Source organism: Thermostilla marina, assembly GCF_054657455.1.
On sequence record NZ_BAAHYR010000001.1, the window covers coordinates 4,001,530 to 4,016,451 of the forward strand.

At 60.2% G+C, this 14,922-nt stretch carries 11 protein-coding genes; 4 read left to right on the forward strand and 7 right to left on the reverse strand.

Annotation, left to right across the window (positions count from 1 at the left end; all coding sequences use genetic code 11):
• Positions 1-334: 334 nt before the first annotated feature.
• On the reverse strand, positions 335-2,050 hold the full coding sequence (locus tag ACYQ2I_RS14550) for a hypothetical protein (protein ID WP_460167749.1): 1,716 nt from the start codon (positions 2,048-2,050) through the stop codon (positions 335-337).
• A 338-nt stretch (positions 2,051-2,388) separates the two neighbouring features.
• On the opposite strand from ACYQ2I_RS14550, the gene ACYQ2I_RS14555 reads away from it, so the two are divergent.
• Positions 2,389-3,711, forward strand: coding sequence for a YdjY domain-containing protein (locus ACYQ2I_RS14555; RefSeq protein WP_460167750.1), 1,323 nt, complete (start codon positions 2,389-2,391; stop codon positions 3,709-3,711).
• 43 nt (positions 3,712-3,754) lie between these two features.
• Here ACYQ2I_RS14555 and ACYQ2I_RS14560 read toward each other — a convergent pair whose 3' ends face one another.
• Positions 3,755-5,119: a 3-deoxy-D-manno-octulosonic acid transferase gene (locus ACYQ2I_RS14560; protein WP_460167751.1), complete on the reverse strand. Its 1,365-nt coding sequence runs from the start codon at positions 5,117-5,119 to the stop codon at positions 3,755-3,757.
• 37 nt (positions 5,120-5,156) lie between these two features.
• Positions 5,157-8,843, reverse strand: coding sequence for a preprotein translocase subunit SecA (gene secA, locus ACYQ2I_RS14565; protein WP_460167752.1), 3,687 nt, complete (start codon positions 8,841-8,843; stop codon positions 5,157-5,159).
• A gap of 426 nt (positions 8,844-9,269) precedes the next feature.
• Between secA and pncA the strand changes: the two genes are divergently transcribed.
• Positions 9,270-9,896 carry a bifunctional nicotinamidase/pyrazinamidase gene (gene pncA, locus ACYQ2I_RS14570; protein WP_460167753.1) on the forward strand — a complete coding sequence of 209 codons (627 nt, stop codon included), beginning with the start codon at positions 9,270-9,272 and terminating at the stop codon, positions 9,894-9,896.
• A 14-nt stretch (positions 9,897-9,910) separates the two neighbouring features.
• Here pncA and ACYQ2I_RS14575 read toward each other — a convergent pair whose 3' ends face one another.
• Positions 9,911-10,984, reverse strand: coding sequence for a tRNA dihydrouridine synthase (locus tag ACYQ2I_RS14575; protein ID WP_460167754.1), 1,074 nt, complete (start codon positions 10,982-10,984; stop codon positions 9,911-9,913).
• A 221-nt stretch (positions 10,985-11,205) separates the two neighbouring features.
• On the opposite strand from ACYQ2I_RS14575, the gene ACYQ2I_RS14580 reads away from it, so the two are divergent.
• Both ACYQ2I_RS14580 and dapA read left to right on the forward strand, forming a co-directional pair.
• Entirely contained in the window at positions 11,206-11,601 is a 396-nt protein-coding gene (locus tag ACYQ2I_RS14580) for an acyl-CoA thioesterase (protein ID WP_460167755.1), read from the forward strand.
• A 178-nt stretch (positions 11,602-11,779) separates the two neighbouring features.
• Positions 11,780-12,667 carry a 4-hydroxy-tetrahydrodipicolinate synthase gene (gene dapA / locus ACYQ2I_RS14585; RefSeq protein WP_460167756.1) on the forward strand — a complete coding sequence of 296 codons (888 nt, stop codon included), beginning with the start codon at positions 11,780-11,782 and terminating at the stop codon, positions 12,665-12,667.
• Positions 12,668-12,692: 25 nt separating this feature from the next.
• On the opposite strand, the gene nrdR is transcribed toward dapA, so the two are convergent.
• The 3 genes from nrdR to ACYQ2I_RS14600 all read right to left on the reverse strand — a co-directional run bounded on the left by nrdR (position 12,693) and on the right by ACYQ2I_RS14600 (position 14,829).
• Complete coding sequence (gene nrdR / locus ACYQ2I_RS14590; protein ID WP_460167757.1) at positions 12,693-13,160, reverse strand: transcriptional regulator NrdR; 468 nt, start codon at positions 13,158-13,160, stop codon at positions 12,693-12,695.
• 197 nt (positions 13,161-13,357) lie between these two features.
• Complete coding sequence (locus ACYQ2I_RS14595; protein WP_460167758.1) at positions 13,358-14,050, reverse strand: LON peptidase substrate-binding domain-containing protein; 693 nt, start codon at positions 14,048-14,050, stop codon at positions 13,358-13,360.
• A 101-nt stretch (positions 14,051-14,151) separates the two neighbouring features.
• The gene (locus ACYQ2I_RS14600) at positions 14,152-14,829 is read right to left on the reverse strand and encodes a hypothetical protein (protein ID WP_460167759.1); all 678 of its coding nucleotides are present in this window, start codon (positions 14,827-14,829) and stop codon (positions 14,152-14,154) included.
• Positions 14,830-14,922 lie beyond the last annotated feature (93 nt).

Below are 14,922 nucleotides of genomic sequence, written 5' to 3' on the forward strand. Positions count from 1 at the left end.
ATTCGCGAGGCCTTCTTGTTCTTAGCCACAGATCGACCGGCACCCGCTTCTCCGCGTTCAGAGGCAGCGCTAGGCCCCATGATCTTGCCCTTCCATAATCAATTCGAGAAGACGCTTGACGATAATTGTTTGAGGTTCCCTCTCAAACGCTTCCGTTCGTTCGAGAAGAGTTATTGACAAGAGGAGGTTGCCGAGTCTAGCCCATCGCGTAGTGCCGTCGCTACCTTGGCCGCTACGGTACAGGCAGAATAGCCTAACCGGCCAGGGCACAACAACCCCCTTGTTTGGGCAACCGGGAACCCGCATCCCCCCACCTCCCAATGAGGGAGAAACTTCAACTTGGCTCGACTTCCAACCGTTCTTCGACACCGCCGTCGCGATGGAAGCGAGCAAACAGTGTCTCAGAAACGAGGTTGTGCCCCAGCACGGTACGATTCGCGGGCGCATCGAGCGACCGGTACAACAACCATTGGCGGTCCCCCAGTTGCACACGATATCCGACCGCGCGGTCTGCGGGGAGTGCCGACAACCGTTCGGCGACCGTCAAGGTTCGCCACGTAAGGGAAACACCCCGCCACGAGCCGTGTTTCCAAGCACCGAAAATCGGTGCGAACATTCGTTTCCCGCGGGCGCGCTGATGCAATACCAGTTGCCGATCGCGCACGTCACATGCCCCTTGGATCGGGATGTCGTTCGACTCGATTCGCCATTCGTTCAAGGCCAACGGCAAGATGACCAACTCGCCGTCGCCGCGCCGTAGGAATAGTTCCCGATGTTTCTTCGACGCGCGTACCGCAGGACGCTTCGCATCGGCCAAGCAAAGCGAGCTACGATAATCCCAATCGCCCTCTTCTGAGGACAACACGGCATCGGCCAGCAGGAAGACGCCGTCGCGCAAGTCGACGGCGATATGCCGCTGGATATGTGTCGCCTCGGTGCATGCGAGTTCCAATTCCTGATATTCCAATCCGTCTTCGGCAAATCGGCACACTTCTTCCCATTCGCCCTCCGGCAAGACGGGGGCTCCGTCTTTCGACAATTCGATGTGCCAAGGCCCTTGGAAAAAGATTCGGTCGTCGATCGTCAATTCGAATTCCGTACGCGAGCCGGGAAACACCCACGAAGCCCTGATCGGCGAACCCGACGGCGATCCGACGATCGTGACTCCCAAATCTTCCCACGAGACGGCCTTTCGCCTGAGCGGCTTCTCGGCTTTGCCGCTTTTTCCGACGCTGCCCGCCCCATCCGCCAGGTCGTCGAGCCAGTCGCCAAGCATCTGCCATCGTCGGCGAGACAAATCGACGAACGGGGGCCGCGTGGCCCCCATTGCAGTCGCATGTAACGCGTTACGATAACGCGCGATGCGGGCGGCCAATTTACGCCGCGTTTTCTTGTTCGCCCCGATCGCTTCGCCCAACAGCAGAATGCGCCCCCAAGCGGCAAGCAAATCGACCGCCTCGGTAAATGCTTGCGGAAGGAGCTTGCGTTTTCCATCGAACAAGGCATCGATTTGCGAACAGGCGGTTTCGAGCAACAAATCGCCGTCTTCGTCGCCGAATTCGGCGCCCGTCGATAACAACAAGGCGGGCAGCTCGACGTGTAGCCAGGCGGCCGAATTCGTCACCGCCAGAGGCACGTCGCGGACTTTCCACGCGCGATCGGCCATCGCCGCCAAGATTCCCAGGCTCACCGGTGTCGGTGTCTCGTCTTCCCACAACATGCGGTAGAGGGCCGTTCGGACCGCGCGATACCCGGTCGCCGAGCCTTCTTTTGCACAGCCGTCAATCTCAGGAATACCCTCGACCGGACACTTCGCTCGTCCGGGCAAGAACCATAACGTGGTTCGCCCGGCAACCGGATCGTCGACCGGCAAGGCGAACGGATGCTTCCGCGCGGCCGCCCGCAGCTTCGCCGGATTCCAGCGTTCCCCTACGAGACGACACACTTCGGCAGGGTCTTCGTGTTTCGGCGTGCCGAAAAGGGAACAAAGCAAATCCAGCGCTTCGTCAGACACTTCTCCGAACGTCCGCCTTGAATTCAACACGGTCATGAGATGAATACCGTCGGATCGGTTATGGATTTCCAGTCAATCCCCAAGGGTGCCGGCAACTTCCACCTGCCGCCTCGATGGGCGTACGCTGGCGAATCGAACCCCGCCCCTCCTATAATGGGTCGACAATCCGAAGTGACAATGGGGAGGTCGCCGAATGAGAGGACCGTACCCCGGATAGTCGGTGCCCGGTTCGGCTTTCCGCGTTCCCCACACCACGGACCATGATTCGCAACGCCAACTTCTAATCATGCCGGATCGCCTCAGACTTGCAACCGGCGGCGGAGGTCCCCGGCGCGAATCTTTTCCGACAAGACGGAAATAAGGAACGGATCACCATGAAGATTCTCGCGATCGGTGCTCGGTGTTCGAAAAATACTTCGGCGCTGACGCTTCTCTCGGCGGCTGTCGTACTCGTGCTGCTTACCGGGTGTCCCCAGCCGAGCAATCCGCCTGCGGCCCCTTCCGATACGTCCTCTGCCGCGACCGGGACGGGGCGTTCGATTTCCTCGTCGACCGCTCCTTCCGCGGCCGGGCCCGATGCGCCTTCGGCAACTAGGCAAAACGGCGCTTCAGCCGAAACCAACGCGGGCGAATCGACTGGGATTCGCCTGGTACTCGACGTACCGGAACAAGCCGAGGAAGGCGACGACATCCCGATCACCTGGACGATCATCAATGAAAGCGATACGGCGATCGACGATGCACGATTGCGATCGACACTCTTTTTCGGCCTGCGGGATACGATCACCGACGCGAAACTCGAGCAAACCATCCCACGACTCGATCCCGGCGGTCAAACGACGCTGACGATCGTGTTTCATGCGACGACCGCCGGAACGTGGCAAGTTCGATCGAACATCGAGCGTGGGGATCGGTCGCTGGCCGGGGCCGAGGCCGTTTTGCCTATCGACGAGGCTCCCAAACCGGAACCGGTCGAAGAGAAGCCCGTCGACCTCGGCCCGCCGCTGGTCGACGATCCTGGTCGATTGCAGCGTCTCGACCCGACCTATCCGGTATGGGTCGATCCCGAAAAAAAGGCAGTCGTCATGATGGGAACGATTTGCCAGCGTCAGGCCCCGCTCGAATTGTTCGCCTGTTTGCGTCAATCGAAAGAGCACGAATCGATCGTCACCATCGACGCCAAGGCATTCTTGGTCCACGCAGGGCTGCTGGCGATCGGTTTGGAGCCGGGACACCCGGTGCAGTTCTACCCCGAATATGTTCCGGCCGAGGGCCCGGAGGTCGAGATCGAAGTCGTCTGGAAGGATGAAGACGGCACCATTCGACGCGCCCGTGCGCAAGACTGGGTACGACGAACTTCCGACGGAACGGCGATGGATTATCCCTGGGTATTCACCGGCAGCCAGTTTTTGGAAGACGAAGAAACCGGCAAGAAGTACTACTACGCCGATTCCACGGGCGAGCTGATCTGCGTGTCGAATTTTCCCGCCTCGGTCCTCGACCTTCCCGTCGAAAGCACCTCGTCGAACGAAGCGTTGTTGTTCGAAGCCTTTACCGAGCGGATTCCTCCATTGGGAACCCCCGTCACGTTGATCCTGACGGCGGCGCAACCGAAGGCAGCAAGCGGGGCACCCGAAACTCCGGCCCCCTCCGTGCCGGAAGCCGCCGAATCACCCTCGCAAGAAACCGCCGAGTAAGCTCCGCTTCCTCGGATCGCAGAAGGCAACGACACACACCGGCTCAAGCGGGGCGTCGCAGCTTCTTGTCGGCCGATCGCGTCGCGCCGGCACGCAACGCTTTCGGCGAAGCGGGACAATTCAAAGGTTGCAAGGCGTCCGGAAGCAAGTCCAGCAGGTCCAGCGTGCGATCGACCGCCCCGCGATGCTTGACGACCAGTTCGCGTGCGCGGCGGCCCAACTCGTCGGCGTATCGGGGCTCTTCGAGACAGCGCACGAGAAAGTGTTCCAGAGTGTCCGCCCCGTCGACGACGATCGCCGCTTTCGCCTCGGCCATGTGTGTCGTGATGTCGCGAAAGTTCCAGGTGTTCGGGCCGTAGCACACGGCCGCGCCGTAGGCGGCCGGTTCGATCATGTTTTGCCCACCGCGGTTCCCCAAGCTTCCTCCGACGAACGCCAACCGGGCGGTCCCCCACCAAGCGCCCAATTCGCCGATCGTGTCGACCAGCATGATTCGCCAGTCTCGCGGTCCCCCATCTTCCAAGGACGAGCGGCGAATCCAACGGAACGGCGTCGCGGCAATCAATTCGGCCACGCTGTCGAATCGTTCGGGATGTCGGGGAACGAGAATCAGCCGCAACTTGGGAAAGCGCTCCGCCAAGCGGGAGAACACCTCGAGGACGACGGCCTCTTCGCCTTCTTGCGTGCTGCCGGCAAGGAAAATGATATCGTCGTCTTCGATCCCTGCCAGACGCCGCAAGGCGACCGTCTTCGGATTGTCACGGGACGTTTCGGCGCCGTCGTATTTCATCGATCCCGTCACGCGGACGGCCCACGACGGCGTCCCCATCGCAACGAATCGCCGGGCCGAGGCGCCGTCCTGCGCCGCGACCATATCGAGCACGCCGAAGACATGACGCAGCAAGAACCGCAGTCGCCTGTATCCACGGAAACTCTTCTCGCCCAGCCGCCCGTTGATGACGGCGACACGTACGCCCTGCCGCTTGGCGGTGCGGATCAGGTTGGGCCAAATCTCCAGTTCGGTCAGCACGAGCAAATGCGGACGAACGCGGCGCACGGCGCGTCGTACGGCCCACGAAAAATCGAGCGGACAATAAAACACCGTACACTCGGGAAAGCGACGGCGTGCCAACTCCATGCCGGTCTTCGTGGTCGTCGAAACAACCACGTCCCAATCGGGATGCCGTTCCCGCCAGCGGGCCACCAATCGCGGCAACAAGTTGACTTCGCCCACGCTTACGGCGTGAAACCACACGCACGGGCGATCGCCCCCGCGCCGCGGAACCAGGCCGAAGAGTTTCTCGGCGTATCCTTCGCGGTACTTTCCCTTGCGCCACGCCGACCACGCCAGGTACGGCGACAAAACCGCTATCAAGCCGAGGTAGACAACGTCGAGCAACGTCGCCATCGGGCATCCTTTCCCCGTTGCGCGACCGGCATCAAGGTCATGCCACGCCGCGTTTTTTCATGCAGCAATTCTTGTATTTTTTTCCACTGCCGCAGGGACACGGATCGTTCCGCCCGACCCGCGGCTCGCGTTTCCGATACGGCTTGGCCTTTTCCTGGCTCTGGGAACCTTCGATGGCCGCCTGCTGTTGCGCGGCGATGGCCGAACCGGGAGTGGCTTCTTCCTTGATTTCGCGGGCTTGCGTCCACATCGACCCCACGAAACGATCGTCCAGGTGTTCGATGCGGAAGACGATGTCGGTCGTTCGCTCGCCGACCGAATCCCACATTTGATTGAAGATCCGCATCCCTTCCCGCTTGTATTCGACCTTAGGATCGACCTGGGCGTACCCCCGCAACGAAACCGAGCTTCGCAGGTGGTCCATCACCAACAGGTGTTCTTTCCAGGCGGAATCGAGAATCTGCAAGAGGACGTACCGTTCCATCTTGCGGACTTCGGGAAAGTATTTGTCGTTCAACGCGTCGCGCAGCAGCCGCTCGACCTGTGCACGCGTGACTTTCTCCAGTCGTTCCGGTTCGACGGAAGTCCCCAAATCCTTCAACCGCCGTACAAGCCGCTCTTTGGCGACATGGCCGACAAGCGGAGTATCGTCCGCATCATCGTCGAACAGCTCATCGAGCAACGCGAGGTTGTTTTCCCGCTCTCTCTCCCCTTCTTCGAACGAACGACGGCTGGCTTCGACCAGCAAATCCCAAATCTCTTGGCCGGGCTTGGTCTTCAGGTCTTCGGCCGTCAGCTCGACCCCGAATCGACTTGCAGCCCATTGCGCAATGCCTTCTCGGTCGTAGCGACGATGGCCCGCCGCATCGCGGGCAGAAAAGTGGGTAAAGCCCGCACGCACGGGAAATTCAATCTCTTTTTGCCGATACGTATCGCGTGCAAGCTGCTTGACGTATTCGCGGATCTCCGCGGGCTCTTTGTCTTCAAACTCCTTCAAGTCGACAACCACGCCGAACTTGCGGTGAATCCACGCAATCGCCGAAAGTCTTCCGAAATTCGGGTCGAGCAGGCGTTCTCCGTCAGAGAGATCGATCTTGCGGATCGCCTCTTGAACCTTTTCGATGAGATACTCGTTGAGTTCGTCGCGGGGGATCTTTTTCAGGTCCCGATCGCGCACGCCCACATCCCAGCGTGTGGCCAACGTCTTGACCAACGCCCCCCAGTTCCACTCACTGGGGTCGGCTTCTTCGGGCAGATTCTCCTCGAGCAAGTCGAACACTTCGGTCTCGACGCGGCGTTCGGCCTGATCGACCGCGTGAGCCGTCGCCGTTTCGAAGTCCATCCCACGAAATTCTTTCGGCTCGAACGAAAAGGAAAGCTTCTGCCCGATCCACTCCGCAAACGTTTCGATCCCGTAATTCCGGTCGAGGAAGCGATCCACATAGACATCGATCTGACGATCGATCATCTCGATGATACGGGCGCGGGTATCGGTCCCCTCGAGGATCTCTTGCCGGAAACCGTACACCCGCTTCCGCTGCTCGTCCATGACCTCGTCGTATTCGAGCAAGTTTTTTCGAATCTCGAAGTTGCGTTCTTCGACCTTCTTTTGAGCTCCCTCGATACGACGCGTCACCATCCGACTGACGATCGCCTGGCCTTCCTCCATGCCGAGGCGGGTAAGCCAGTTCTTGACCCAATCGCCGCCGAAGATGCGCATCAAGTCGTCTTCGAGCGACACGAAGAACCGGCTGCTTCCCGGATCGCCCTGACGACCGCAACGGCCCCGCAACTGGTTGTCGATGCGGCGGGCCTCGTGTCGTTCGGTGCCGATCACGTGCAGTCCGCCCAAGGCGGCCACTTCCCGGCCTTCGGCCTTGGTCTGCTCCTTTTTCTCGATCTCGTTGACCAGCGCATCCCATTCCTCTTGGGGCACGTCGAGGCGGGTGGGATACTTGTGTTGCAAAATGGCCCAAGCCATCGCCTCGGGGTTACCGCCGAGAATGATGTCGGTACCGCGGCCGGCCATGTTCGTGGCGATCGTGACCGCCCCTTTACGCCCCGCCTGAGCGACGATTTCGGCCTCGCGGGCGTGGTGCTTCGCATTGAGCACCTGGTGTTTGATCCCGCGCCGACTGAGCATTTCGGAAAGATATTCGCTCTTCTCGACGGACACCGTCCCCACCAAGACGGGACGTCCTCGCCGCTCGATGCGATAGATCTTCTCTTTCGGGATGATGACCCGTTCCTTGCTCCCCTTGGGAATGAAAATCACACGATCCTCGGTCTCTTCTTTGATATCACCGATGTCGTACTCGTCTTCGTGGCGCGAGTAGAAGATCGTATCCCACTTGTGAATGCGTTCGATCTCGTCGAGGATCGCCTTGTACTTTTCCCGCTCCGTTCGGTAAATCGAATCGGGATAGTTGATTCGCTGCAAGGGCCGGTTCGTCGGAATGGCGATCACGTCCAGTTGGTAGATCTTCCAGAACTCGTTGGCCTCGGTCATGGCCGTACCGGTCATGCCGCAGATCTTGTCATAGAGCTTGAAATAGTTCTGGATCGTGATCGTGGCGAGCGTCTGGTTTTCTTCTTTGATGCGAACGCCTTCCTTCGCCTCGACCGCCTGGTGCAATCCGTCGGACCATTGACGCCCTTTCATCAAACGCCCGGTGAATTCATCGACGATGATCACCTCGCCGTTTTCGACGACATAATTCACATCGCGCTTGTACAGATGATGGGCCTTCAAGGCGTTGTCGATCAGGTGCGGCCACTCCATGTTGCCGACCGTATAAAAACTTTCGACACCCGCCAGTTGCTCGGCCTTCCGGATACCTTCATCGGTCAAATGGCACGTGCGGTCTTTTTCATTGACCTCGAAATGGACATCGCGAATCAACTGCCGCGCAATCTGGTCGGCCCGTCGATACCGGCTGACATCGTCGTGAGCCGGCCCGGAAATGATCAACGGCGTGCGCGCCTCGTCGATCAAAATGTTGTCGACTTCGTCGATGATCGCGTAATGAAGCGGTCCTTGCACCTGTTGGTATTCGACGGGAAATCGCGGGTCGCCTTTGGCCGCCGGGCGCATATTGTCGCGCAAATAGTCGAATCCGAACTCGTTGTTCGTCCCGTAAGTGATGTCGCAGGAATAGGCCTTTTGTCGCTCGGAGGCCTTCATATCGTGCTGGATGGCGCCGACGGTCAGCCCCAAGAACATGTACAACGGCCCCATCCATTCCATGTCGCGGCGGGCAAGATAGTCGTTCACGGTGACGACATGCACGCCCTTGCCCTCGAGCGCGTTCAAATACGCCGGAAGGGTGGCCACCAGCGTTTTACCTTCACCGGTGACCATCTCGGCGATATTGCCGCTGTGCAGGACCATTCCCCCCATCAATTGGACATCGTAATGCCGCATGCCGAGCACACGGCGTCCCGCCTCGCGACAGACGGCGAACGCCTCGATCAACAAATCGTCGAGCGTTTCGCCGGCTGCCAACCGTTCGCGAAACTTCGCCGTCTGCTCGCGCAGCTCGGCGTCGGTCATCTGCTGATATTTCGGTTCCAGGTCGTTGATGGCCTGGACTTTAGGCTGCAATCGCTTGATATATCGAGCATTCGCCGAACCGAAGACGGCCCTGATCGACCGTTCGACCGCCTGGCCGACCACGGCGAACACATCGGTGCCGATATCGAGAATCTGTTCCAGGACACTCATTGTGGGATTCCTAAGGGGTCTTCCGGAGAAGAGGAGACACCGTCGGCCGAAAACCGACCGAAGGACTGAGGGCTGTCGCACTACCTGAAACCCCGCGTCTCCGTCTCGCGGCGTGTGAAGGCTGCAATCCGACCGCCCCCGCCTCGTTGGTAGGAATTCAAACCGGCGAGTTTATGTCGCAAGTTCTTGTTGCGCAAAAACTTCCTGCACGGAAATTTACCTATTTTGCCTGTCTGGGTCAATAATACTTTGTCCTCCGACGCTTGATTGTCACCGCCCAAGCGGGGGATTCCGCCGATTGCCCTCTCGCTCGTCTTCTCAGCGGACGGCTCAATTGACAACGCCGGCGTCTGCCGCCATCATGGCAACCGATGTGGCGGAATCCATGCCGACCTGCGTAGCGGTCGAACACTCGACCGATGGACCATGCGAGCACTTATCTTAGTTGACATTCAGAACGACTTTTGTCCCGGTGGGGCATTGCCCGTCCCCGAAGGGGATCAAATCGTCCCCTTGGTCAATCGTCTCATACCGTGTTTCGACCTGGTAGCGGCCACGCAGGACTGGCATCCTGCCGATCACGGCAGTTTTTTCACGCAACATCCCGGCAAAAAGCCGGGGGACGTCGTCGAGCTCGGCGGGCTTTCCCAAATCCTTTGGCCGCCGCATTGCATACAACATACCAAAGGAGCCGAGTTTCACCCCGCCCTCGACACACAGCCCATTGCGCGGGTGTTCCAAAAAGGCATCGACCGCGAAATCGACAGTTATAGCGGTTTTTTCGACAACGGTCGGCGTCGCGCCACCGGTCTCGAAGCGTTCCTGCGCGAACGGGAAGTCGAGGAAGTCTACGTCTGCGGGTTGGCAACCGACTATTGCGTGAAATTCACCGCCCTCGACGCCGCCGAACTGGGCTGGAAGACGTTCGTGATCGCCGATGCGTCGCGCGGTGTCGACCTTCACCCCGGCGATGCGGACGCTGCGATCGACGAGATGCGCACGCGCGGCATTTCCATCGTGCGTGCTTGGGACATTCTGGGAAGGCGGCGCTGAACTTCGAGGCCCGGTCAGGTCATGTCGGGCACGGGATCGCGACCGGGTGCATCGTCCCGATAGAATTGATCCAGGACGGCGTGCCAATCGACCAATCGTTTGACCCGAACGAACGCGTTACGCACCTCCAAATACCGTGGATGTAATCGCGCGTACTTGATCGCGTGATTGCGCACGGTCCGCAATCCCAGCTTCTCGCCGTACGTTTCCAACGACAACCGCAAGTGTTCGTCCAAAACCTCGCGTTGCTCCCGAACGGTCGGCAACGGCGGCAACGGACGTCGTTCGGCCATGGCCCGCAGACGGGCGAAAATCCACGGATTGCCGATCGCCCCCCGCGCCACGGTGACGGCATCGACGCCGGTCTCTCGTATCATCCGAAAACAGGCCTCGGCGGTGAACAGGTCGCCCGACCCGAAAATCAATCGGTTGCCCGCATGCGCTTTCACCTGCCGCAAGAAATTCCAATCGCTGAGACCGTCGTATCGCTGTTCGACCGTCCGACCGTGAACCGTCACGGCATTGACGCCGCGTGCGAAGGCACCTTCGAGAATTTGAAAGAATGCGTCTCGGCTCGCTGTTGAATCATCCACTCCGCGGCGCATCTTGACCGTCAATGCCACATCGGGCGGCAAGACTTCCTGAACACGATCGATCACCTCGAGGGCGGCGTTGGGATTGCCTAGGTACCATCCGCCGCGACACTTTCCGACGACCTTGCGGACGGGACACCCGAAGTTCAAGTCGATCCAATCGAACCCCGCACCCAACAACACGCGGGCCGCCTGGGCGAACTCGTCGGGCTCGCTCCCCATCAATTGCGCCGCGGCAGGCCGGTCTTCGTCCGAGACACGCAAATAGCGGGTTGCCTTTCGCCCCCGACTGACACTCAACACGAACCGGTCGAGCATGACCTCGGCGAACGTGAACCCCGCACCGAACCGCCGGGCAAGCACGCGCATCGGCCAGTCGCTATATCCGCTCAACGCAGCCAGCGCAAAAGGAAAATCGATGTCGACGCGCCCCAACCGGAGCGGTGCATACGCGACGACTTCGGACGAACCTTGCTCGGAACCGTTTCGAATCACGTTCACTCGATTTGTTGCAGAACACGTAACTTGCGCGATCGCCGGTGCCCATTCGAGCGATCGCCTTGCTTTCCGGGCAACACCTGCGTTTCATCGTAACATGCCCCAGTCTTGCGGCTACCCTATGGGCGAACCGGATCGCTCGTTACGATAGACGAACGCGCCGACACAATAGTCGGTGTCCGTCGCTTTTTCCCGATCGAACACACGCATGTACAGCCATGTTGACCGAACACGAAATCGAAATCCGCGTTCGCTATCCCGAGTGTGACCCGATGGGATTCCTGCACCACAGCAGGGTGTTTGTCTACTTCGAAATGGGGCGCACCGAACTGTTGCGGGCGTCGGGGGGCAGCTACCGGAAAATGGAAGAGGAAGGGCTTCTGGTGGTTGTCGTGAGGGCGGAATGTCGATACCTGAAGCCCGCCCGATACGATGACGTTCTTCGCCAGAAAACGATCGTCAAACGGGTAACGGCCGCCAAGATCGAACACGAGTACCTGATCTACCGAGGCGACGAATTGCTCTACCAAGGGCATATCGTAATGGCGATCGTCGACCGCCAGGGAAACTTGCGGCGAATTCCCGATTGGATGCAATTGGACCGCCGCACATAGCGGGAGCCCTCGGATCGACCTGCGGCGAACCGGCCGGATATTCCATCGGCGCGCTTTTTGGTGCAGAATATCGGTTTCTCGGCCCCGATCGGTGCCGACTTCCAGTTCCGACGGAACCGATCGTCATTCGACGTGCCACGATCGGTCGCGAGGTTCGAAAGATGCAAGGCGAAACACGATGACGACGAGAGCCGAACAATTTGCCGGTCTGTCGGTTGCCCTGATCACACCGTTCAAAGACGGCAAGGTCGATTACGCCCGGCTTGAAGAACAGGTCGAGTTCCAGATTGCCGCGGGTACGACGTGCCTTTGCCCCGTCGGCACGACCGGCGAGTCACCGACCCTGTCGCATCCCGAACACCGCGAAGTGATCTCGGCGGTGATCAAGGCCGCCGCCGGTCGAGCGAAAGTCATGGCGGGAACCGGCTCGAACAGCACGGAAGAAGCCCTGGAGCTGACTCGTTGGGCCGCCCAGGTCGGCGCCGATGCGGCGCTGGTGGTCGCTCCCTACTACAACAAGCCCACGCAAGAGGGGTTCTACCAGCACTACCGCGCCTTGGCCCAGGCGGTCGACATCCCGATCTGCGTGTACAACATTCCCGGCCGAACGGGAAAGAACATCGAACCCGAGACCATCATTCGGCTCGCCGAATTCCAGAACATCGCCATGGTCAAAGAGGCCACCGGCTCGCTCGACCAGGCGTCGCAGATCATCGCCGCCACCGACCTGACGGTTCTCAGCGGCGACGACAGCTTGACGCTACCGATCCTTTCGATCGGCGGACGCGGCGTCGTTTCCGTACTGGGGAACATCGTCCCCAGTGACATGATCGCCATGCTTCGCGCTTGGGAGCAGGGCGACATCGCCGAGGCCCAACGTTGGCACAAAAAGCTGTTCCCCTTGGCGAAGTCGCTCTTGTCGCTGGCGACCAACCCGATCCCCGTCAAAGGCGCCATGAAACTGCTCGGTCGCGATACCGGCGAACTCCGCCTGCCGATGACCCCGTTGGACGAGGCGGGTGAGGCCAAGCTTCGCACGTGCCTGGAAGAGTACGGGCTTTTGTAGCCGGCTCGATATCCGCGCGAGCAATTCAACGGTCGGTGTGTTTTTCGTCGAGGATCGGCTTGACTTCGTCGACAAAATCCCGCACATCCTTGAACTGGCGGTAGACGCTGGCAAATCGAACGAACGCGACCTCGTCTACCCGTCGGAGATGTTCCATGGCCAACTCGCCGATCGTTCGCGAGGGGATTTCCGGCTCGGGACGTGCGGCTAGTTCCTGCTCGATGGCACGAATGATGCGCTCGATTTGGTTGTCGGTGACGGGGCGTTTCCAACAGGCCTTTTCGAGCCCCGCTTTGAGCTTACCGCGGTCGAAAGGAACGCGACTGCCGTCTTTCTTGATCACCTTGACGACCGTTCGTTCGACGCGCTCGTAAGTCGTAAAGCGGTGATTGCAACAATTGCATTGCCGGCGTCGCCGAATCGAATAGCCGTCTTCGACGGAACGTGAGTCGATGACGCGGTCATCGTCGGCCTGACAGTTCGGACATTTCATCACAAGCTCCCCTCGTCGCCGCTCAAGGCCGCGTTACCCCGACCCCCTGCTGCCCGTTGCGACCAGCGATCAGTATAGCACGAACGCGGATGAACTCGCAGGGGCCGAGCCACGACATGATCCGACAGCAATGCAAGCATTGCCGTCACGGCCCAAGCGGCAAGATTGCCGGTAGGATCCGGCGAGCAGCGAGCGCATCAATTGTTGGAAGGCGACGATGAGAAACGACCTCGCAACGCCCCATGAAATCGCGGATCGCTTTCTGCATGCTCCAGGATGCGATTCAAGTACGCCGCGCGATCGACCACACGAACCGCGGCGAGCATGGCGATCTTGTCTTCTGCAGAAAGCGGCAAGGTGAAAGCCAGAATGTCGCACAGCATCCCAAGCGAAACCTCTGCCCGCGCCAGATCTTTCAATAAGTCGTCGGTTCCCTTGATCTTCGCCGCAATTCTTTCGACCGCTTCGATCAGCGCCGCCCGCAACTCGGGAACCACCTGCATGTCGCCCGCCCTCACCACGTCGTCGAGCAACCGGACGGACGCCAGGAAAACGTCTTGTGCGCCGGGGCGCACGCCGAGCAATCGCCCGCGGCGCACACCGCGAATGCGGCCCAGCCGACTCACGTCGCGCCTCCTAACCGGTAGAAAAGAACCGATGCAAGCATGAACCGCTAGTCGCCTTCCTCCAGGACCGGGTGCAGGCAGTGTCTCGACGGCGGGCTCGTCTCCTACGACTTCCCACGCCAACACGACCGTCGGATCGTGGGGCTCGATCCACGTTGCCACATCGCCGGGCAACGCAACGATCTCATCCACACCAGGAAAGAAGATTCGATCGGCAAAAGCGACCAAAGGAAGCTCCGTCGTCGCCGTTGCGTCGTCGTGCACGCGAAACCTCTCACGCTACAAGAAGCCGCTCCAACGAAGCGGCAAACGATGAACATGCCCATGAAAGCATCGGCGTGCCGCCCGAACGCGCGCCCGCCGCCTCACCGCAGCCCCTGGAAATAGCCGTAGTAGTTCATGAAGTAGCCGCCGGGTGCGGCGGAGGCCCCACGAGCTGCCCCCGACTGAAGTTGCTGCAAACTGCGCGTGACTGCTTGGTTCGTCCGCTGCTGATTCAACATCGGCCGCACCAGCGTGTAATAATTGCCGACCGCCCCCATACCGTTGGTCGATCCCGATCGATACAAGTTCAGATACGGACTCACCGAAGGCGGGCGATTGTATGTCGAGAAGGGCTTTTGCGTCTGCACGGGCTGACTCCGCGGTAGACTGCCGCCCATTTCCTGCGAGTAGCCCATCATATACGCCGGAAACGGTCCGCCTGCCACCCAGCCGGCCGACGAACCGAAGCTCGATCCTCCCTCAGTCGCCGTCGGCGGTAGCGGCATTGTGCTGCGTGCCGAACCTTGTTTCGTCATCGACGACGGTGATTGCACCGGCGCTAACGGCGGGGCGGCCGCGGGGGGAGCGGGCAAGGTGGGCCTTGGTTGCCCCACGGCTCCATTCGGCACCCCGGCACCAGGGACTACGGGAGTCGCCTGCACCGTCTGGACGTTCTGCACCATCAATCCTGCGTCGGGCGATCCCGGAACTTGCGCCCGCCCCGTCGAAACCGCCACGCACAGCGAGATTACACAGGCAAGCCATGTTCCCTTTTGCATACTACCGTCCCCTGTCCGATTTTGACGTCTCGAAGCCCGACGGCGTCGTTCCTTCGCGACGACCTCTCCTGACTTGTTCATTGTACGCCCGCC

Bases quoted from the DNA above. Each gene is read 5' to 3' on its own strand.
- dapA (WP_460167756.1), top strand. From the start codon at position 11,780: ATGACGACGAGAGCCGAACAATTTGCCGGTCTGTCGGTTGCCCTGATC.
- nrdR (WP_460167757.1), bottom strand. From the start codon at position 13,160: ATGAAATGTCCGAACTGTCAGGCCGACGATGACCGCGTCATCGACTCA.
- ACYQ2I_RS14560 (WP_460167751.1), bottom strand. From the start codon at position 5,119: ATGGCGACGTTGCTCGACGTTGTCTACCTCGGCTTGATAGCGGTTTTG.
- ACYQ2I_RS14555 (WP_460167750.1), top strand. From the start codon at position 2,389: ATGAAGATTCTCGCGATCGGTGCTCGGTGTTCGAAAAATACTTCGGCG.
- ACYQ2I_RS14550 (WP_460167749.1), bottom strand. From the start codon at position 2,050: ATGACCGTGTTGAATTCAAGGCGGACGTTCGGAGAAGTGTCTGACGAA.
- secA (WP_460167752.1), bottom strand. From the start codon at position 8,843: ATGAGTGTCCTGGAACAGATTCTCGATATCGGCACCGATGTGTTCGCC.
- pncA (WP_460167753.1), top strand. From the start codon at position 9,270: ATGCGAGCACTTATCTTAGTTGACATTCAGAACGACTTTTGTCCCGGT.
- ACYQ2I_RS14600 (WP_460167759.1), bottom strand. From the start codon at position 14,829: ATGCAAAAGGGAACATGGCTTGCCTGTGTAATCTCGCTGTGCGTGGCG.
- ACYQ2I_RS14580 (WP_460167755.1), top strand. From the start codon at position 11,206: ATGTTGACCGAACACGAAATCGAAATCCGCGTTCGCTATCCCGAGTGT.